This window comes from Clavibacter nebraskensis NCPPB 2581 (genome assembly GCF_000355695.1).
Classification (GTDB): Bacteria; Actinomycetota; Actinomycetes; order Actinomycetales; family Microbacteriaceae; genus Clavibacter; species Clavibacter nebraskensis.
Window position 1 is genome coordinate 538023 of sequence record NC_020891.1, and the last position, 18322, is coordinate 556344.

Annotated in this window: 18 protein-coding genes and 1 pseudogene; 12 read left to right on the plus strand and 7 right to left on the minus strand. The window is 72.6% G+C overall.

What is annotated here, in order from left to right:
- Window positions 1-39: 39 nt before the first annotated feature.
- The 9 genes from hemQ to CMN_RS02730 all read left to right on the plus strand — a co-directional run bounded on the left by hemQ (window position 40) and on the right by CMN_RS02730 (window position 9979).
- Window positions 40-810 carry a hydrogen peroxide-dependent heme synthase gene (gene hemQ, locus CMN_RS02690; protein WP_015489318.1) on the plus strand — a complete coding sequence of 257 codons (771 nt, stop codon included), beginning with the start codon at window positions 40-42 and terminating at the stop codon, window positions 808-810.
- Window positions 810-2060, plus strand: a complete 1251-nt coding sequence (locus CMN_RS02695) for a ferrochelatase (protein WP_015489319.1) — start codon at window positions 810-812, stop codon at window positions 2058-2060. The genes hemQ and CMN_RS02695 overlap by 1 nt, the downstream gene beginning before the upstream one ends.
- Window positions 2057-3043 (plus strand): hydroxymethylbilane synthase, encoded by a 987-nt coding sequence (gene hemC, locus CMN_RS02700; protein ID WP_015489320.1) that lies wholly within the window; start codon window positions 2057-2059, stop codon window positions 3041-3043. Before CMN_RS02695 ends, hemC begins: the two co-directional genes overlap by 4 nt.
- On the plus strand, window positions 3040-3879 hold the full coding sequence (locus CMN_RS02705) for a uroporphyrinogen-III synthase (RefSeq protein WP_015489321.1): 840 nt from the start codon (window positions 3040-3042) through the stop codon (window positions 3877-3879). Before hemC ends, CMN_RS02705 begins: the two co-directional genes overlap by 4 nt.
- Window positions 3876-4856 (plus strand): porphobilinogen synthase, encoded by a 981-nt coding sequence (gene hemB, locus CMN_RS02710; protein WP_015489322.1) that lies wholly within the window; start codon window positions 3876-3878, stop codon window positions 4854-4856. The genes CMN_RS02705 and hemB overlap by 4 nt, the downstream gene beginning before the upstream one ends.
- Before the next feature lie 78 nt (window positions 4857-4934).
- Window positions 4935-6302: a glutamate-1-semialdehyde 2,1-aminomutase gene (hemL, locus tag CMN_RS02715; protein ID WP_015489323.1), complete on the plus strand. Its 1368-nt coding sequence runs from the start codon at window positions 4935-4937 to the stop codon at window positions 6300-6302.
- A 148-nt stretch (window positions 6303-6450) separates the two neighbouring features.
- Entirely contained in the window at window positions 6451-7503 is a 1053-nt protein-coding gene (locus tag CMN_RS02720; protein ID WP_015489324.1) for a SagB/ThcOx family dehydrogenase, read from the plus strand.
- Window positions 7504-7517: 14 nt separating this feature from the next.
- Window positions 7518-8723, plus strand: a complete 1206-nt coding sequence (locus CMN_RS02725; RefSeq protein WP_041465223.1) for a JmjC domain-containing protein — start codon at window positions 7518-7520, stop codon at window positions 8721-8723.
- Window positions 8724-8779: 56 nt separating this feature from the next.
- Entirely contained in the window at window positions 8780-9979 is a 1200-nt protein-coding gene (locus CMN_RS02730; RefSeq protein WP_041465224.1) for an MFS transporter, read from the plus strand.
- Window positions 9980-9988: 9 nt separating this feature from the next.
- Here the strand turns inward: CMN_RS02730 and CMN_RS02735 are convergent, their stop codons facing one another.
- The 5 genes from CMN_RS02735 to CMN_RS02755 form a co-directional block, all read right to left on the minus strand.
- Window positions 9989-10810 (minus strand): DNA/RNA non-specific endonuclease, encoded by an 822-nt coding sequence (locus CMN_RS02735; protein WP_015489327.1) that lies wholly within the window; start codon window positions 10808-10810, stop codon window positions 9989-9991.
- An 85-nt stretch (window positions 10811-10895) separates the two neighbouring features.
- Entirely contained in the window at window positions 10896-11555 is a 660-nt protein-coding gene (locus CMN_RS02740) for a biliverdin-producing heme oxygenase (RefSeq protein WP_015489328.1), read from the minus strand.
- Window positions 11556-11634: 79 nt separating this feature from the next.
- Window positions 11635-12027, minus strand: a complete 393-nt coding sequence (locus tag CMN_RS02745; RefSeq protein WP_015489329.1) for a DUF1304 domain-containing protein — start codon at window positions 12025-12027, stop codon at window positions 11635-11637.
- A gap of 100 nt (window positions 12028-12127) precedes the next feature.
- The gene (locus CMN_RS02750; RefSeq protein WP_015489330.1) at window positions 12128-13153 is read right to left on the minus strand and encodes an MDR family oxidoreductase; all 1026 of its coding nucleotides are present in this window, start codon (window positions 13151-13153) and stop codon (window positions 12128-12130) included.
- 64 nt (window positions 13154-13217) lie between these two features.
- Entirely contained in the window at window positions 13218-14243 is a 1026-nt protein-coding gene (locus CMN_RS02755) for a 6-phosphofructokinase (RefSeq protein ID WP_015489331.1), read from the minus strand.
- Between the two features lie 38 nt (window positions 14244-14281).
- Here CMN_RS02755 and CMN_RS02760 point away from each other — a divergent pair, with 38 nt between their 5' ends.
- Window positions 14282-14989 (plus strand): nucleoside/nucleotide kinase family protein, encoded by a 708-nt coding sequence (locus CMN_RS02760; protein WP_015489332.1) that lies wholly within the window; start codon window positions 14282-14284, stop codon window positions 14987-14989.
- A gap of 132 nt (window positions 14990-15121) precedes the next feature.
- On the opposite strand, the pseudogene CMN_RS15535 reads toward CMN_RS02760, so the two are convergent.
- Window positions 15122-15310, minus strand: a pseudogene (locus tag CMN_RS15535) (pyridoxamine 5'-phosphate oxidase family protein); the annotation flags it as partial.
- Between the two features lie 117 nt (window positions 15311-15427).
- Between CMN_RS15535 and CMN_RS02770 the strand changes: the two are divergent.
- Window positions 15428-16393 carry a DNA-3-methyladenine glycosylase family protein gene (locus tag CMN_RS02770; RefSeq protein ID WP_045929090.1) on the plus strand — a complete coding sequence of 322 codons (966 nt, stop codon included), beginning with the start codon at window positions 15428-15430 and terminating at the stop codon, window positions 16391-16393.
- A 36-nt stretch (window positions 16394-16429) separates the two neighbouring features.
- Here CMN_RS02770 and CMN_RS02775 read toward each other — a convergent pair whose 3' ends face one another.
- Window positions 16430-17230, minus strand: coding sequence for a DsbA family protein (locus CMN_RS02775; RefSeq protein WP_015489334.1), 801 nt, complete (start codon window positions 17228-17230; stop codon window positions 16430-16432).
- 75 nt (window positions 17231-17305) lie between these two features.
- Here CMN_RS02775 and CMN_RS02780 point away from each other — a divergent pair, with 75 nt between their 5' ends.
- Complete coding sequence (locus CMN_RS02780; protein ID WP_015489335.1) at window positions 17306-18259, plus strand: aldose 1-epimerase family protein; 954 nt, start codon at window positions 17306-17308, stop codon at window positions 18257-18259.
- Window positions 18260-18322: the final 63 nt, after the last annotated feature.

Sequence of the window (18322 nt, forward strand, 5' to 3'; positions counted from 1 at the left end):
ATGCGGGGCGGGGTCGCCGCGCGACGTACCATGGAGATCATGAGCATCCCGGCTGCCGAGTCGGCGGCATCTCAGGTCCCCCCGATCGAGTCCCCCGGAGAGGCCCGTCCTGACGACGGGTCGACCCCCGCGGCATCCCCCAGCGGCTACGCCCTCTGGGCCGTCCTCCGCCGCGATCCCGCCCGCCCCGACGACCTCGACGGTCGCGAGGTCCCCGGGGCCGTCGACGAGCTCGACGGCATCGTCCACATCGTCGAGGCCGAGGGCGTCACCGTCCGCGGCTTCTACGACGTCTCGGGCATGCGCGCCGACGCCGACCTCATGGTCTGGATCCACGGCCCCCAGATGGAGACCCTGCAGTGGGCCTTCCGCGAGATCCGCCGCGCGCGCCTCATCCGCGCGCTCATCCCGTCGTGGAGCGCCGCGGGCGTCCACCGCGACGCCGAGTTCAACCGCAGCCACGTGCCCGGCTTCCTCCGGGGCGTCGAGCCGCGCGACTGGCTCTGCGTCTACCCCTTCGTCCGCTCCTACGAGTGGTACCTGCTGCCGCCCGAGGAACGCGGGCGCATGCTCGCCCAGCACGGCCGCCAGGGCGCGGCCTTCCGCAGCGTCATCGCCAACACGGTCTCGTCGTTCGGCCTCGGCGACTACGAGTGGATCCTCCCGCTCGAGTCGAACGAGCTCGTCGACCTGGTCGACATGATGCGCGACCTGCGCAACACGGACGCGCGCCGTCATGTGCGCGAGGAGGTCCCGTTCTACACGGGCCGCCGCATCACCACCGCCGAGCTCGTGGAGGTCCTCCAGTAATGGCCGCAGCGAACCTGGGTCGCAAGCCCGCTCCCGCCACCGACGCCCCGCGCGAGCCGGGCGCCCTCGTGTCCGCCGCGAGCGAGGCGGCGAAGATGGGCCCCGCCCACGTCGAGGAGCCCGTCGCGTACGACGCGATCCTTCTCGCCTCCTTCGGCGGACCCGAGGGCCAGGAGGACGTCATCCCGTTCCTCCGCAACGTCACGAGCGGCCGCGGGATCCCGGAGGAGCGCCTCGAGGAGGTCGCCCACCACTACCGCGCGTTCGGCGGCGTCAGCCCCATCAACGAGCAGAACCGCGAGCTGAAGGCCGCCCTCGAGGCGCGCCTCGCCGAGCGCGGCATCGACCTGCCCGTGCTGTGGGGCAACCGCAACTGGAGCCCGTACCTCAACGACGCGCTGCGCGAGGCCGAGGAGAAGGGCTACCGCCAGCTCATCGCCGTCGCCACGAGCGCGTACAGCTCCTACTCCTCGTGCCGCCAGTACCGCGAGGACTTCGCGGACGCGCTCGAGGACACGCAGCTGCAGGGCGTCATCCGCATCGACAAGGTGCGCCAGTTCTTCGACCACCCGGGCTTCGTCACGCCATTCATCGAGGGCACGCGCGACGGGATCCGCGACGTCATCGCGCACTTCGAGGCCGAGGGGAAGCCCGTCGACCTCGCGACCGACGTCGAGATCCTCTTCTCCACGCACTCCATCCCGTCGTCGGACGCCGCGAAGTCCGGCCCCGCCGAGCGCGGCTTCGACCAGGACGGCGCCTACGCGGCGCAGCACCTCGCCGTCGCGGAGGTCGTCATGCACGAGGTGAAGAAGGAGCTCGGCATCGACCAGGACGTGCCGTGGCAGCTCGTCTACCAGTCCCGCTCCGGCCCGCCCTCGATGCCGTGGCTCGAGCCCGACGTGAACGACGCCATCGGCGAGCTGCCCGCGCAGGGCCGCCGCGCCGTCGTGATCGTGCCCCTCGGCTTCGTGAGCGACCACATGGAGGTCAAGTGGGACCTCGACAACGAGGCCACCGAGTCCGCTGCCGAGAACGGCCTGTACTCGGTGCGCGTGCCCACGCCGGGCGTGCACGCCGCGTACGTCGACGGCCTCATCGACCTCGTGCTGGAGCGCCGCGACGGCGTAAAGGCCGCCGACCGTCCCCACATGACCGACCTCGGACCCTGGTACGACGTGTGCCGCACCGGCTGCTGCGAGAACGTGCGGCTGGGCTTCAAGCCCGCCGTCTCCGGGCTCGCACCGTGACGGACGGTCCCACGACGTCGGCTCCGACGACGACCCTCCGCATCGGGACCCGGGGGAGCGCGCTCGCCCTGGCCCAGACGCGGGCGATCGCCGCGGAGATCACCGGCGCGTCGGGACTCGAGGTCGAGCTCGTGCCCGTGACCACGCACGGCGACACGTCGCGCGAGTCCCTGGCGAGCCTCGGCGGCACGGGCGTGTTCGCCAGCGCGCTCCGCGAGTCGCTCCTCCGCGGCGAGTGCGACCTCGTGGTCCACTCGCTCAAGGACCTGCCGACCGCGCCGTACGCGGGCCTCACGGTCGCGTCGGTGCCGGTGCGCGAGGATCCGCGCGACGTGCTCTGCGCGCGCGACGGCCTCACCCTGGCGACCCTGCCGCGCGGCGCCCGCGTCGGCACCGGATCCCCGCGCCGCCGCGCGCAGATCCTCGCCGAGCGCCCGGACCTCGATGTGGTCGACATCCGCGGCAACATCGACACCCGACTCTCCCGCGTGACCGCGGGCGACCTCGACGCCGTGGTGCTCGCGGCCGCAGGGCTCGAGCGCATCGACCGGATCTCCGCCGCGACCGAGCACCTCGAGCTCGACCGCTGGCCCACCGCGCCCGGGCAGGGCGCGCTCGCGCTCGAGATCCGCACGGAGGACGCCGAGACGCACTCGGTCGTCGGCCGCGCCGTCGAGGCCGTCGACGACCCGTTCACGCACGCCGCCGTCCTCGCGGAGCGCGGCGTGCTCGCCGCCCTCGAGGCCGGCTGCGCCGCGCCCATCGGCGCGTGGGCCACCGTCACGAGCGGCCGCCTCGCCCTCACCGCCGTGGTCTACCGGCCCGACGGCACGCAGCGCATGGCCGCGAGCCACGAGCTCGACACGGCGGGGCTCGACCTCGCGCAGCTGGGCGCTTCCGCCTCCGCGCTCTCGGGGCCCGTGTCCCGCGAGCTCCTCGACGCCGGAGCGGCCGATCTCGCGCCGCTGGGAGGGACCCGATGACCTCGACAGACCAGAAGCCCCTGAAGGGCTGGCGCGTCCTCGTGCCCCGCGGCGGACCGTGGGGCGACGGCGTCGCGTACGACCTCCGCGCGCAGGGCGCCACGCCCGTCGTCGCGCCCATGATCAACTTCGCCGCCACGCAGGACGCGCAGGCGCTCGAGTCGGCCCTCGCCGACCTCGCCGCGGGATCCTTCGACTGGCTCACCGTCACGAGCGCCACCACGGTCGACGTGCTGTCGTCGCACCGCGCCGTCGTGCCCGAGGGCACGCGCATCGCGGCCGTCGGCGAGACCACGGCCGCCGCGCTCGTCGCCGCGGGCTACACGGTCGACTTCGTGCCGTCCATCGACTCGTCCGCCATGGCGCTCCTCGACGAGTGGACCGAGATGGCCGCGGGATCCCCTCGCCGCCGCGTGCTCACGCTCCGCTCCGAGATCGCGAAGCCGACGCTCACCGACGGGCTCATCGCGCGCGGCCACGACGTCCGCTCGGTCGTCGCGTACCGCACCGTCGGCGTCCCCGTCAGCGACCGGATCCGCGAGGACGTGTCCTCCGGCCGCGTCCGCGCGATCCTCGTCACCTCGGGCAGCGTCGCGGAGCAGGTGCACGAGCAGCTGGGCGACGTCCCCGACGGCGTCCTCATCGCCTGCATCGGCCCACGCACCGCGAAGGACGCGCGCCGATCCGGCGTGCGCGTCGACGTGGTCGCCTCCGAGCGCTCGGCCGCGTCGCTCATCCAGTCGCTGGTCGAGATCGCCCGCCACGAGGAGCCGCGTGCCGACACGGCGGGGCTCACCGGCCTCGCCGACCTCCTCGATCGGAGCACCACCGAATGACCTCCCCCTACTACCGTCCGCGCCGCCTCCGCACCTCGCCGGCGATGCGCCGGCTCACCGCCGAGACGCGCCTGCATGCGGCGGACCTGGTGCTGCCGATGTTCGTGCGCGAGGGCCTGACGGAGGCGTCGCCCATCACGTCGATGCCCGGCGTCTCCCAGCACTCGCTCGACAGCCTGCGGCGCGCGCTCGTCGAGGCGGCCGAGGCGGGCATCGGCGGCGTCATGCTGTTCGGCATCCCCACGGTGCGCGACGCCGAGGGCTCGGGCGCGAGCGACCCCGACGGCATCCTCAATGTCGCCACGCGCGTCGCGGTCGAGGAGGTCGGCGACGCGCTCGTCGTCCAGACCGACCTGTGCCTCGACGAGTTCACCGACCACGGACACTGCGGCGTGCTCGACGAGCACGGCGTGGTCGACAACGACCGCTCGCTGGAGCGCTACCGCGCCATGGGCCTCGCCCAGGCGGAGGCGGGATCCCACCTGCTCGGCCTCAGCGGCATGATGGACGGCCAGGTCGGCGCCGTGCGTGAGGCCCTCGACGACGCCGGGCACCACGACGTCGCGATCCTCGCCTACGCCGCCAAGTACGCCAGCGCCTTCTACGGCCCCTTCCGCGAGGCCGTCGACTCGCAGCTGCAGGGCGACCGCCGCACGTACCAGATGGACAACGGCAACCGCCGCGAGGCCCTCCGCGAGGTGGAGCTCGACATCGAGGAGGGCGCCGACGTCGTCATGGTGAAGCCCGCCATGAGCTACCTCGACATCCTCGCCGACGTCGCCGCGACCAGCAGCGTGCCGGTCTGGGCGTACCAGATATCCGGCGAGTACGCGATGATCGAGGCCGCCGCGCAGAACGGCTGGATCGACCGCGAGCGCGCCATCGACGAGAGCGTCCTCGGCATCAAGCGGGCCGGCGCCGACGCGATCCTCACCTACTGGGCCGTCGAGCTCGCCGAGCGCCTCGCCCGGCGCTGAGCCGCCGCCCTCCTCCTCGCCGGACCAGCGTCCGGCCCACTTCCGAGCGGATCCCCGCCCGGCACCGAAGGACTCACCGTGACCCACTCCCAGGACCTCTTCGACCGCGCACGCGACGTCATCCCCGGCGGCGTGAACTCGCCCGTCCGTGCCTTCGGCTCCGTCGGCGGCACGCCGCGCATGATGGTGAAGGCGGCCGGCCCGTACGTGACCGACGCGGACGGCGTGGAGTACGTCGACCTCGTCAACTCGTGGGGCCCCGCGATCCTCGGCCACGCCCGCCCGGAGGTGGTGGAGGCCGTGCAGGACGCCGCCGCCCTCGGCCTGGGCTTCGGCGCGACCACGCCCGCGGAGACGGAGCTCGCCGAGCTCGTCACCGAGCGCGTGCGCGTCGCCGGCGTCGACGGATCCCCGGACCGCCGCCCCATCGAGAAGCTGCGCCTCGTGTCGACCGGCACCGAGGCCACCATGACCGCAATCCGCCTCGCCCGCGGGTTCACGGGCCGCGACCTCCTCGTGAAGTTCGCCGGCCACTACCACGGCCACTCCGACAGCCTCCTCGCCGAGGCGGGCTCGGGCGTCGCGACGCTCGCGCTGCCCGGCTCCGCGGGGATCCCCGAGGCCATCGCCGCGCAGACCATCGTCGTGCCGTACAACGACCTCGGCGCCGTCCGCGCCGTCCTCGCCGAGCACGGGCCGCGCATCGCCGCCGTGATCACCGAGGCCGCCGCCGCGAACATGGGCGTCGTGCCGCCGCTGCCCGGCTTCACCGCCGAGCTCGCGCGCCTCACGCACGACAACGGATCCCTGCTCATCTCCGACGAGGTGCTCACGGGCTTCCGCGTGCACCCGGCCGGCTACTGGGGCCTCGACAACGCCGGGCTCGCGGCCGACCACCCCGACGCGTGGACCCCCGACCTCGTCACGTACGGCAAGGTCATCGGCGGGGGCCTCCCCGTCGCCGCGCTCGGCGGCCGGGCCGACGTGATGGACCACCTCGCGCCCCTCGGCCCCGTCTACCAGGCGGGCACGCTGTCCGGGAACCCGGTCGCCGTCGCCGCGGGCCTCACGACCCTCCGCCTCGCGGACGCGGACGTGTACCGCGCGCTCGACATCGCGGCGGACATCCTCATCTACGCCGTCGAGCTCGCCTTCGACCGCGCCGGCCTCGCCTACTCGGTGCAGCGCGCGGGAAGCCTCTTCAGCTTCACGTTCGGCACGCCGCCGGAGCACGGGATCACCGACTACGCCACGGTGCAGGCGCAGGAGACGTGGCGCTACCCGGCCTTCTTCCACTCCATGCTCGACCAGGGCGTCAGCCTGCCGCCGTCGGTCTTCGAGGCCTGGTTCGTCTCGGCCGCGAGCGACGAGGCGTCGCTCGACCGCGTGATCCGCGCGCTCCCGGCCGCCGCCCGCGCGGCCGTCGCGGCGACCCCGCCCGCGTAGCCGCCGGCACCCGGGTGCCGCGGTGTGCGGCATGGAGCAGTAGACAAAGTCTCCGGCCCATTTCGGCTGTCCTGTAGGGGCATCATCTCGATGTCGAGCGGGACACCGTGCTGCCGCCCCACGTCGCTGCGAGTCGCCTGGGCGGCCGATGCTCAGCAACCACAACAGCCGCGATCGCGTGGCCGTTTCGTCGGATGTGCTCGCAATCGTCTCGCGCATGGCGGTCCCCGTTGACGAGCATGAGCTGTTGGGCGAGGTCGCTGTCTCCCAGCGGCCCGCCGTCCGGGCGCTCCTCGGCAGGCTCGTCGAGCACGGGCTGCTGCACCACGGGGACGACACTGGTCGGTGCGGGGAGTCGGGGCCGCTCTCGACTTTCGGACCCGACGCGGAGTCGTTCCATCACGCTGCCATGGACGTTGGTTTCGTGCCGTTCCGTTCGGAGCGTTCCGCCGCCCTCGCTGCCGGTTTCTCCCGCGAGGAGCAGCCGAATCGCATCAAGACCTACCCGGACGCGCCTCGTGTCTACCTCTCCCGGCACAATCGGCCGCTGAGGGCCGAGATCGACGACGTCTTCGCAGCGCGGAGGACGCACCGTGATTTCCTGGCGCGGCCAGTGCTGCTCGACGATCTGGCGACCGTCCTGAACCGTTCTTCCGGAGTCACGCGATTCCAGGACACCGGCCCTCTCGGGACCCAGCTCGTGAAAGTGAGCCCGGCTGGCGGCTCGCGACACGACGTGGAAGCCTATGTGCTGCCGTTCAACGTCCAGGGGCTGGTTCCGGCTATCTACCATTACCACGTGCTCGAGCACTCGCTGGAACGCATAGCGGATATGCCGTCCCGTTCGGATCTGTTGGATATGGTCGGGCAGCAGCCGCACGTGGTGAATTCGGCATTCTCCGTGTTCACCACCTCCGTGATTTCGCGAATCGCCTACAAGTACCGCCATGCCCGTGCATATCGCATCTGGATGTATAACGTGGGGCATGTCGGTCAGACATTTGCCCTGGCGGCGACGGCGCTGCAGCTCGGGCCGTTTCAAACAGCCGGCTTCGAGGATACGCGGGTTGCGGAAATGCTCGGACTTGATATTCGCGACGAGTTTCCCACATACATGCTCGGCGCCGGGTATCCGGTACTGCGCGATGACGGGTTACCCGAGGATTTCCGGCTCGCGGAGGAGGTCGGTCGGATCACATGAGAGAGGCAGGAGAGATGGACGTCGTGACCTTCGAGGACCTGGCAGGTGACGAAGCTGAGTTCCTCGATTCGTATCGGGATGCGAGGCCGCTGCTCCGCTTAGGAGCGATCTCGTCTCCGGAGGAGCTCGTGAGCCTTCGGGACATCGACGATCTCCTCAACAGCGAGGCGATCCGGCCGCCCTACTTCAGGATGGCGAAGGGTGGGGATCAGATCCGTGACGGCGTCTTCACTCGCCTGGCTCGTGTGCAGCTGGCTCACATGGATGACGTCGTGGACCCTGCCAAGGTCCTCCAGGCGTTCCGAGGAGGGGCGACCATCACCTGGAACTCCATGAACCACTTCAACGCGAGGCTGCGAGATCTCACGACCATGATCTCGCGTACCCTGGGATGCCGGAGCGATGTCGTGTCCTTCCTCACACCCGGCGGCGGCGTCCAGGGATTCGCCCCGCATCTGGACAGCACCGAGGTCTTCGTGATCCGAATCAGCGGCACCAAGTCGTGGAAGGTGTGGGACACGCTGAGGCCGCGCCCGACGGCCGGATACGCTTTGGACGCGAGCACGCTCGGTCCCCCCTCGATGGAGTTCGTCATGAGCCCCGGTGACGTCCTCTACCTGCCGTGGGGGACGCCTCCCGTTGCGGCATCCGTCGACCAGCTCTCCCTGCACCTCTCTGTGACGACGAAGCCGCGATCCTTGGGCGAGCTGCTGGGGGACGTCGTGCGCGACGCCGTCGAAGGCGATCCTGCCTTCGCCGCTCAACCGACCCTCAACACATCCCGGATCGAGGAGGTCACGACGGTCCTGGCGAGCGCGTTGCAGAAGCTCGTCCTGAAGCTGGATGGTTTGCAGGTCGAGGAGGCGGCACGTTCTCTGGTCAAGGAGGCTGCCCAACAGCTCGGCTCCGGACGCATCGGGTTCTTCGAGGCCGTCGCGAATGCGGAGGCCGATCTGAGCGAGGTGTCGGTCCTGCGGCGGCGCGAGGGCGAGGACCCGCTCTCCTACGCCGCGGCAGAGGAGGGGAGGGTGCAAGTCGTGATCGGAGCGAGGACCTACGCCATGTCGGCCGGAGCGGTCCCCGCCCTCGCGATCCTGCGGGAGCGGCACGTCGTCCGCGTCGATGAACTGGCATCCGAGATCGGGACGGACGCTGCGATCACGCTAGGGCGGACTCTTCTCCGCATCGGGCACCTCGTGCCCGAGCACTCGTCGAGGTGATGCCCCTCATCTCACGCGAGGGCCGCCGGGGAGATGCACCTTCCACTGCATTCCACATGTACCTCGCGGCACGGCTTGTATCCATCGCCGGGGCCTCCGCCACGACGGTCGTCGTCCCGGTTCTGGTCTATTCCTCGACAGGTTCCGCGGGGCTCACGGGCCTGATCGCCGCCATCGGCGGGGCGACGTACTTCGTCTTCGGAATTCCCGTGGGACACCTCGTCGATCGCTGGCCGCGGGGACCAGTGCTGGTGACATGCAGCATCACACGCGGACTCGCTCTGGCGATCGTGCCGATCTCCGCGGCCACGGGCGCCTTCGGCCCGGCTGTGCTGGTGGCGGTGCTGGTCGTCACGAACGTGCTCTTCGTCGCGACGGATGCGGCCAACGCCGGCTCGCTGCGGACCCTGGTCGGCGCGGACGGGCTCCAGCGGGCGAACGCGACGGTCTCCGGCGCGGCTGCGGTGGTCGAGATCGCGGCCCCGCTGGCCGCGGGGGTCGCGCTCGTGGTGATGAGCGCGACGGAAGTGTTCCTTCTCGAGGCGTTCGCCCTGGTCATCTCCTCCGTGCTCCTCTGGTCGATCCGGGGGCGACTCGACGCTAAGGCGACGCGACCTGGTTCGAGGCCGGCGGGCGGGTGGTCGGCCGCCCTGTCGGGATTCGCCTTCATCCGGCAGACACGGACGGTGGCCACGACGACGGCTGCGGCGTTCGTCTTCGCCCTGACGGAGGGGCTCATGCTTGGGCAGCTCGTGGTGCTGCTCTCTCAGCGCTTCGGAGACGTTGCGGGCAGCGCGCTCGTGGCACCGACGTACACGGCGATCGCGGCCGGATCGGTCCTCGGGTCCTGGATCCTCACGAGGATCCGCTTCGCAGATGCTCCCCTTCGGATCGCCGCGTGGGGGTTCCTCCTCGCCGCCGCGCTCCTCTCCGGCCTTCAGCTCCCGGAGCCGCCTTGGGTCACGATCTCGCTGCTCGCTGCATGGGCAACACCGTTCGTCGTGGTCTTCGTGGGCGCCGCCGCCCTGCGTCAGAGCGTTGCTGAGGACTCCCTCCAAGGCCGCGTGGCGATCGCGAGCCGTCTTCTGACGCTCGGGCTGGGCATTCCGATGGGGAACGTCATCGGCGGGGCGATATCGGGCGCGGCATCCGCCCAGTCGACCTTCGCGGCTGCTGCGCTGGTCTCCGCGGTGGCGGCCGCTGCGTTCGGCCTCGCAGCCGTAGGCGGTGTCTCCGAAGCGTCCAAGCGGAGATGAGGTCGTGAGTCAGAGCGTGATCGCCGCGAACCGCTCCAGCTCGACCCAGCCGTCGCGCCCGTCCGCGGGCGTACCGGTGCGCGCGGTCGCGGGCACGCCGAGCCGGTCGGCCGCGGCGAGCTGCGCCACGTCGTAGCCCGTGAGCGCGCCGATCTCCGACACCGCCACCTGGTAGGTGCGGTACGGCCCGAGCTCCGGTGCGTCCGGCGTCGCGGACTGCCGGTCCAGGTCGCCGAGCTCCGGCGCCTGGTCGAGCAGGTACGCCGTGGCCGCGAGCCGGTCGCCCGAGACCCAGGCCGCGATCTTCCAGAACATGAGCGGGATCCGCACGCCGCGGTACACGGGGTCGTCGTCCGAGAACACGGGGCCGGTGAGGACCGTCATGCGCCGGTCGCCGAGGTCCGCGTTGTCGAGCACGTAGTCCTCGAGACCGAGCCACAGCTCCTTGGACTGGTTGAACTCCGCCGCCTGCGGGGCCGCGTTCGTGTAGACGAAGGTGTCCGCGCTCGCGCGGGCGGCCTCCGCGATGTCGCCCCACACGGGATCCCTCCGCCGCACCAGGTGCCCGCGGTCGATGTCGTTGCGGGCGTACAGCTCGGGGCCGCACTGCTGGTCGGCAGGCAGGCGCGGATCCAGGTGCCAGTCGTCGGAGCGCTCGACGTCGACGAGGCGCGCGCCGTCGATGTTCACGGCGGTCAGCGCGGCGAGGCGCCGGTCGGTGTCCATGAGCACCGTGAAGTGCAGGTAGTCGAGCCGCACGGGCCGCGCGACGGCCGGGGCCTCCGGCAGCGGGAGGGCGATGGGCAGGAAGTCGAGGTCGTAGCCGTCCATGCCCGGAGCCTATGCCCGGCCCCGGACGCTCGACCGGCCGGCCGGGTGGACGCCCGGAGGCGGGCGGGCGGCGGGATGCCCCGGGTCAGGCCCGGCGGAGGGGAGCGGTGGCGCGCCCGCGCGCGAGCTCCGCGAACACGTCCGTGGTGAGCCGGTACGCGTGCTCGACCTCGGCGACGACCCGGGCGCGCTCGTCGTCGTCCCACGGCGCCTGGTCGAGCGCCTCCCGGTAGGTGCTGCAGAAGCGCCGCGGCTCGGCGATCTCCGCGAAGAGGTAGAGCCCGACGCCGTTGGTGTCGAAGCCGAACTGGCGCTGCAGGAGCGAGCGGAGGAGCCGGCCGCCGGACAGGTCGCCGAGGTAGCGCGTGTAGTGGTGCGCGACGAAGCCGCCCACCCAGACCGACGCGACCTGCTCGATCCGCTCGACGTACGCGGCCGTGCTCGCGAGCGGCTCGACGACATCGCGCCAGTCGGGCCCGACCAGGAAGTCGAGGTCGGCCTCGATGGCCGGGAGGCGCGTGAGGCGGGGGCTGATGAAGCGCGCCGCGACGGGATCCGCCGCCATGCGCGCGGTCGCCGCCTCGATGGCGCGGTAGACGAAGTAGTGCTGGGCGACGAGCGCGACGTAGTCGTCGCGGCAGCCGCGGCCGGTGACGAGCGCGGTCATGAAATCGTCCGCGTCCTGCGCCTCGGCGCGCGGTCGTGCGCGGTCGCGGAGGGCCTCGGTGAGGGAGACGACGGTCATGATGTAGGTGAGCCTAACCTCATCTGCCGGCCGGGCGGAAGAGGCGTCGGACGCTGTCCTGCCGACCCTCGGCCGCGACTCAGGAGGCGGCGGCGAAGAACACGAGGCCGAGCAGCGGCGGCACGCCCTGGATGAGCGCGGGGATGAGGTACTTCTTGCCCGTGCTCGCGATGATGATCGACGCCAGCACCATGCACGCCGTGGTGAACAGCACGAGCGTGAGGCCGGCGGGGACGTTGCCGACGAAGTAGAGGATCAGCCCGAGGTCGGCGCCGAGCGCGAGGAACAGGTTGTAGAAGCCCTGGTTGTAGGCCCACGGCTTGATGATGAGCGCCTTCTCCTGGTCGGCCACGCCGAAGCGCTTCCAGGCGAACGGCTTCTCGAACCAGACGCTCTCGAGGAGGAAGAAGAACACGTGCAGCAGGGCCGCGAGCGCGACGAAGATGGTTCCGGTGGCGGCTACTGCGGTCATGATCCCTCGCTCTGGCGGCAGCGTGCCGCGTCGCGCCCAGGCTAGCGCGGCCGGGCCCCCGCTCGGGGTGGCGCGGCGGCGGACGGAGCTACGGCGAGCGTCAGGCGTGGACGTCGACCACGACGCGTCCGCTCGACGCGCCCGCGAGGATCCGCTCGCCCGCGGCGATCGCGCCGTCCAGCGGCACGGTCGTCGTGATGGAGTCGAGGAGCGCGGGGTCGAGGTCGGTCGCGAGCCGGGCCCACGCCTCCCGCCGCAGCGCGGCCGGCGCCTCGACCGAGTTGATGCCGGCGAGCGTGACGGCGCGGAGGATGAAGGGCAGCACGGTGCCCGGCAGGTCGGGGCCCTGCGCGAGCCCGGCCGCCGTGACGACACCGCCCCAGCGGGTCTGCGCGAGGACGTTGACGAGGGTCGCGCTGCCGACGCTGTCGACCGCGCCCGCCCAGCGGACGCTCTGCAGCGGTCGGCCCGGCTCGCCGAGCTCGGAGCGGTCGATCGCCTCGGCCGCGCCGAGCGCGCGCAGCCGGTCGCCGAGCTCGTCGACGCGGCCGGTCGACGCGACCACCCGGTGGCCGAGGCGGGCGAGGAGCGCGACGGCCACGGATCCGACCCCGCCGCCCGCGCCCGTCACGAGGACGTCGCCGGATCCGGGCTCCACGCCGCCGCGCTCGAGCGCGAGCACCGAGAGCATCGCGGTGAAGCCCGCCGTGCCGATGGCGGCGGCGCGCGCCGCGGACATGCCGTCGGGCACGCGCACCAGTGCGTGGGCCGGGACGCGCACGCGCTCGGCCAGCCCGCCGTCGCGGCTCTCGCCGAGGCCGGCGCCGTTCAGGACGACCAGGTCGCCGGGCGCGAAGTCCTCGGATCCGCCCGCCGCGACCGTGCCGACCGCGTCGATCCCGGCCACCAGCGGGCTGGTGCGCGCGATGCCGGGCCGGCCGCCGAGCAGCATGCCGTCCTTGTAGTTGAGGCTGGAGAAGAGCACGTCGAGCACGACCTCGCCGTCGCCGGGTCCGTCGGCGCCGCCTGTCGCCTGCTCGTCGGGGAGGTCGCGCAGCGCGACCTCGATGCCCTTCGAGCCGTCGTCGGGTACGGTCTTCTCGGCCACGAGCGCGCGGTAGGTCATGCCGTCACGCTACGCCCGGGAGCCGCGGCGACGCGAGCGAGGGCGATCCGCCGGCCGGCCGGGCTCAGCCGAAGAGGATCGCGGCCTCGTCGTAGCGGTGCTGCGGCACAGTCTTGAGTCGGCCGAGCGCCTCCTCGAAGCCCACGTGCACGATGTCGGTGCCGCGGAGCGCGACCATGCGGCCCCAGTGCCCGTCGCGCACGCTGTCGACCGCGGCGAGGCCGAGGCGGGTGGCGAGCACGCGGTCGTACGACGACGGGGTGCCGCCGCGCTGGATGTGGCCGAGGGTCGTCGCCCGGGTCTCGATGCCCGTGCGCTCCTCGATGATGGGCGCGATCTGCTCGCCGATGCCGCCGAGCCGCGGGCGGCCGAAGGCGTCGAGCCCGCGCTCGCCGTGCGCGTCCGACGCGTGCTCGGGGATGAAGCCCTCCGCGACGACGACGAGCGGAGCGCGCCCGCGGTCGTAGGCGGAGCGGACCCAGCCGATGATCTCGTCCATGCTCGTCTTCTGCTCGGGGATGAGGATCGCGTGCGCGCCCGCGGCCATGCCGGAGTGCAGTGCGATCCAGCCGACGTGGCGGCCCATGACCTCGGCCACCATGCAGCGGCTGTGCGAGTCGCCCGTGGTGCGGAGGCGGTCCATGGCGTCGGTCGCGATCTGCACCGCGGTGTCGAAGCCGAACGTGTAGTCGGTGGCGTCGAGGTCGTTGTCGACGGTCTTGGGGACGCCGACGATCTTGAGCCCCGCGTCGGTGAGGCGCTTCGCGGCCGCGAGCGTGCCCTCGCCGCCGATGGCGAGGATCGCGTCGATGCCGAGGCGGTCGAGGTTCTCCTGGATCCGCTCCACGCCGCCGTCGCCCTCGAACGGGTTCGTGCGGCTGGTGCCGAGGATCGTGCCGCCCTGCTTGCCGATGCCCTGGATGTCGCGGCGCGCGAGCGGCATGACGTCGCCGTCGACGACACCCCGCCAGCCGTCGCGGAAGCCCACGAACTCCTGCTTGTGGATGGTCGTTCCCTTGAGCACCGCCCCACGGATGACCGCGTTGAGTCCGGGGCAGTCTCCGCCTGAGGTGAGGATTCCGATGCGCACTCGTCCATCATGGGGCACGGGTCCGCGAGACTGGCCGGATGGACCCCGCACCCGACGGCCGCCCCCATCCCGCCTCGCCCGCGACGGGCGACCTCGACCGCCTCGCGCGCCGCGCGCTCGGCCTCGTCCGAGACGGCCGCCGCGCGATCCTCGCCATCGCGGGCAGCCCCGGCGCCGGCAAGACGACGCTCGCGCGCGCGCTGGTGGCGCGCATCGACGCGCTGGACGGCGAGGGCACCGCGGCGTACGTGCCGATGGACGGCTTCCACCTCGCCAACGCCACGCTCGACCGGCTGGGCCGCCGCGACCGCAAGGGCGCGATCGACACGTTCGACGGAGGGGGCGTGCTCGCCCTCGTGCGGCGGATCCGCGCGGAGACCGAGCACGTCGTCTACGCGCCGTCCTTCGACCGGGCCGTCGACGAGGGCGTCGCGGGCGCCATCGCGGTGGATCCGGCCGTCCGGCTCGTCGTGGTCGAGGGGAACTACCTGCTCGTGGACGACGGCCCGTGGGGGCTGCTCCGCGCCGAGTTCCACGAGGCGTGGTTCTGCGAGACCCCCGCAGACGCGCGCTTCTCGCGCCTGGTCGAGCGGCACACGGCCGGCGGACGCGATCCCGATGCCGCCGCGGCGTGGGCTCGCGACGTCGACGGCGTCAACGCGCGCCTCATCGAAGGCACCCGAGACCGCGCCGACCTCGTGGTGGACGGCACGGCCGCGGGCGTGCCAGCCGCGATCACCGGCTAGCGCGCGGATCACAGCTCGACGGTGCCGCGCTCCCCGACGTCCTTCGGACGCTCGCCCGTGATGGCGGCCTTGGCGTACTTGATCAGCGCGCTCGGTCTCGGGTGATCTCCGCGGTCCCGCGATGGAGAGGAACCCGTCGCCGGACTGCAGCGACACGTTCACCTGGTCGTCCGCGCGGATCTCGGCGGTCTTGTCGCTCGGATCCTGCGTGAAGAACCAGAGGTCGCCGTCGAGGTCGCGCTCCTGGCTGGCGAGCGGGCGGCTCACGAGCTGCCCGTGCGCGTTGACGGTGGTGAGGAGCGCGATGCGGGCGCCCTTCACGAGCTCGGCGACGCGCGCGGTCGTCCTGGTGGTCGTTCGTCGTGTCGGTCATGCGGCCGACGCTCCGCGCGCGGCGGCGGGCCGGGCGGGGTCGGCGGCCGTGCGTACCCTGAGGGGATGGACCAGGGCGGCGCGGAGGTGACGGCCCCCGACGCGCGCACGACCTACCTGCCCGACCGCGAGGTCGACCTGCGGCTTGTGCTGCGTCCGCTGTTCCGTGGCGTCGTGGATCCGACCTGCCGCTGGGACCCGGCCCCGCCCGGATCCCGCCGCGCCGGCGTCTGGCGCACGGCGCGCACGCCACTCGGGAACGCCTCGCTACGGCTCGATCCGCGCGCAGACGGCGGCGTCGAGGCGCGCGCCTGGGGCCCCGGCGCCGAGTGGGCGGTCGCCGGCGTGCCGGAGCTGCTGGGCGAGGGCGACGACTGGTCCGACCTCGACGTCTCCGCCCACCCGCTCCTCCGCGACGCGCACCGCCGCCTGCCCGCGCTCCGGCTGATGCGCACGAACCACGTGTTCGAGGCGATGGCGTCCGCGGTGCTCGAGCAGAAGGTCACCGGGCTCGAGGCCCGACGCGCGTGGCGGCAGCTGATCCTCGCGTACGGCGAGCCCGCGCCCGGCCCCGTGCCGACCGGCATGCGCGTGCTGCCGTCGCCCGAGCGCTGGCGGCTCATCCCGTCGTGGGAGTGGCACCGCGCGGGCGTGGACCCGAAGCGGTCGCGCACGCTCATCTCCGTCGCGAGCTCGGCGGCGGGCCTCGAGCGCACGCTCGCGCTGGGCCGGGGGAGCGACGAGATCACGCGGCGGCTGCGGTCGATCCCGGGGGTCGGCATCTGGACGGCCGCGGAGACCACGCAGCGCGCCCACGGGGATCCCGACTCCGTCAGCGTCGGCGACTACCACGTGCACGACACCGTGGGATGGGCCCTCGTCGGCCACGCGGTCGACGACGACGGGATGCTGGAGCTGCTCGAGCCATGGCGCGGCCAGCGTCAGCGGGTGATGCGCCTCATCGAGGCGAGCGGGTTCCGGAAGCCGCGGTTCGGCCCGCGCATGACGGTGCAGGACCACCGGACGCACTGAGCGCCGTCCCGCGGCGGCGCCCGGCGGGCCCTCGGGTCAGCTGTCGGCCGCGATGCCGGCGGGCAGGTCCGCGCCGGCCTTCGTGAGCGCGTCCACGAGGTCCTGGCCGGCGACCGTCGTGATGATGTCGCCCTGGATGCGCAGCGTCGGGGTGCCCGTGACGCCCGCGGAGGTCGCGTCGGAGGTGTTGCCCGTGATCCACGACGAGTACTTGCCCTCGGCCACGCACGTGCGCGCCGCGTCCGCGGTGACGCCCTGCGTGGTGAGCCAGGTGACGAAGTCGGCGTGGGTCCACGAGTCGGTGAGGGTGGAGTGGTTGTCGAACAGCGCCGAGTGCACGGCCGACCACTTGTCGGGCTCCTCGGCGAGCACGCACGCGGCGGCGCTGCCCGCGACCACGCCGTACTTCGTGACGATCTGGATGGGGTGGTACACGATGCGCACCTGGCCCGTGGCGGCGATCCGGTCGAGCAGCGGGCCGGTCTCGGCCTCGTACTGCGCGCAGTGGGGGCACGAGTAGTCCTCGTAGACGTCCATGGTCACGGGGGCGTCGGCCGCCCCGACGCTGACGCCGGTGGGCTCGGTCGCGATGCGCACCTGGTCCCCCGTGGAGAGCGCCGCCGTCGTGTCCTGCACGGGGCCCGCGGCGCTCGCCGCCTGGGACTGCCCGAGGAGGTAGACGCCGCCGGCGATGGCCGCGATGACGATGACGAGGCCGCCCGCGACGGAGAACTGGGTGATGAGGCGGCGGCGCTTGCGGCGCCGGTCGTCGAGGGCCCTCTCGATGCGTGCCTTCTCGCGGATCGCGCGTACCTTCTCGTTCTCATGCCGGGCCATGCCGACGATCCTAGGGATCCGCAGGGCCGCGCCCCTGGGAGGCGCCACAGCGCCTCGTATGGATAGGCTCGGCGCGTGCCCGACGACGTGACGTACGTACCCCGCCTCCCCACCGGTCAGCAGCACGAGCTCGTCGCGGAGGTGGACGGCCGGACCCAGCGCATCGTGATCGCCGAGGTCGGCGCCGCGCTCCGCGTGCTCCAGGTGGACGGGACCGACCTCGTGCAGGCCTACCCCGACGAGGCCCGGCCCCCCTTCTGCAGCGGCATCGTGCTCGCGCCGTGGCCCAACAGGATCCGCGACGGCGTCTGGGAGCAGGATGGCGTCACGCACCAGCTCGACATCACCGAGGTCGACCGCGAGAACGCGATCCACGGGCTGCTCCTGCACTCGCCGTACCGCCTCGTGGAGCGCGACGAGGTCTCCGTGACGCTCGCCGCCGACGTCCACCCGCAGCGCGGCTACCCCTTCGCCCTCGAGACGAGCGTGCGCTACGAGCTCACGGGCTCCGGCGTGCGCGTCACGCACGTGATCCGCAACGTCGGCGACGCGGACGCGCCCGTCGCCGTGGGGACGCACCCGTTCCTCCGCGTGGGCGACGTGCCCACCGAGGACCTCGAGGTCGTCATCGACGCGCCCACCCACATCGAGGTGGATCCCGTGCGCCTCAACCCCACGGGCGCCCAGACCCCGGTCGAGGGCACCCGCTACGACCTGCGCCAGGGCGTGCGCGTGCGCGACGCGCAGCTCGACGACGCGTGGGCCGACGCCCGCGTGGTCGACGGCGTCACGCGGCACGGCGTCCAGGCTCCCGACGGCCGCCGCACCGAGATCTGGGCCGATGGCGAGTTCACCTACTGGCAGGTCTTCGTCACGCCGTGGTACCCCGTCGCCGACGGCCACGTGTGGGCCGTCGCGGTGGAGCCGATGACGGCGCCGGCCGACGCGTTCAACTCGGGCGACGGCCTCATCACGCTCGCGCCTGGATCCGAGTGGTCGGGCACCTGGGGCATCGACCTGCACGACTGACCGGTGCGCGGTCGTCGCCTCCGGGCGCCGCGTGCGGGGCCGTGGTCGGAAACCGAAGCGGCC

Excerpts from the sequence above, each read along its gene's own strand:
- hemQ (WP_015489318.1), top strand. The coding sequence starts at position 40 with ATGAGCATCCCGGCTGCCGAGTCGGCGGCATCTCAGGTCCCCCCGATC.
- CMN_RS02695 (WP_015489319.1), top strand. The coding sequence starts at position 810 with ATGGCCGCAGCGAACCTGGGTCGCAAGCCCGCTCCCGCCACCGACGCC.
- CMN_RS02705 (WP_015489321.1), top strand. The coding sequence starts at position 3,040 with ATGACCTCGACAGACCAGAAGCCCCTGAAGGGCTGGCGCGTCCTCGTG.
- hemB (WP_015489322.1), top strand. The coding sequence starts at position 3,876 with ATGACCTCCCCCTACTACCGTCCGCGCCGCCTCCGCACCTCGCCGGCG.
- CMN_RS02720 (WP_015489324.1), top strand. The coding sequence starts at position 6,451 with ATGCTCAGCAACCACAACAGCCGCGATCGCGTGGCCGTTTCGTCGGAT.
- CMN_RS02725 (WP_041465223.1), top strand. The coding sequence starts at position 7,518 with ATGGACGTCGTGACCTTCGAGGACCTGGCAGGTGACGAAGCTGAGTTC.
- CMN_RS02730 (WP_041465224.1), top strand. The coding sequence starts at position 8,780 with ATGTACCTCGCGGCACGGCTTGTATCCATCGCCGGGGCCTCCGCCACG.
- CMN_RS02735 (WP_015489327.1), bottom strand. The coding sequence starts at position 10,810 with ATGGACGGCTACGACCTCGACTTCCTGCCCATCGCCCTCCCGCTGCCG.
- CMN_RS02740 (WP_015489328.1), bottom strand. The coding sequence starts at position 11,555 with ATGACCGTCGTCTCCCTCACCGAGGCCCTCCGCGACCGCGCACGACCG.
- CMN_RS02745 (WP_015489329.1), bottom strand. The coding sequence starts at position 12,027 with ATGACCGCAGTAGCCGCCACCGGAACCATCTTCGTCGCGCTCGCGGCC.
- CMN_RS02750 (WP_015489330.1), bottom strand. The coding sequence starts at position 13,153 with ATGACCTACCGCGCGCTCGTGGCCGAGAAGACCGTACCCGACGACGGC.
- CMN_RS02760 (WP_015489332.1), top strand. The coding sequence starts at position 14,282 with ATGGACCCCGCACCCGACGGCCGCCCCCATCCCGCCTCGCCCGCGACG.
- CMN_RS02770 (WP_045929090.1), top strand. The coding sequence starts at position 15,428 with ATGGACCAGGGCGGCGCGGAGGTGACGGCCCCCGACGCGCGCACGACC.
- CMN_RS02775 (WP_015489334.1), bottom strand. The coding sequence starts at position 17,230 with ATGGCCCGGCATGAGAACGAGAAGGTACGCGCGATCCGCGAGAAGGCA.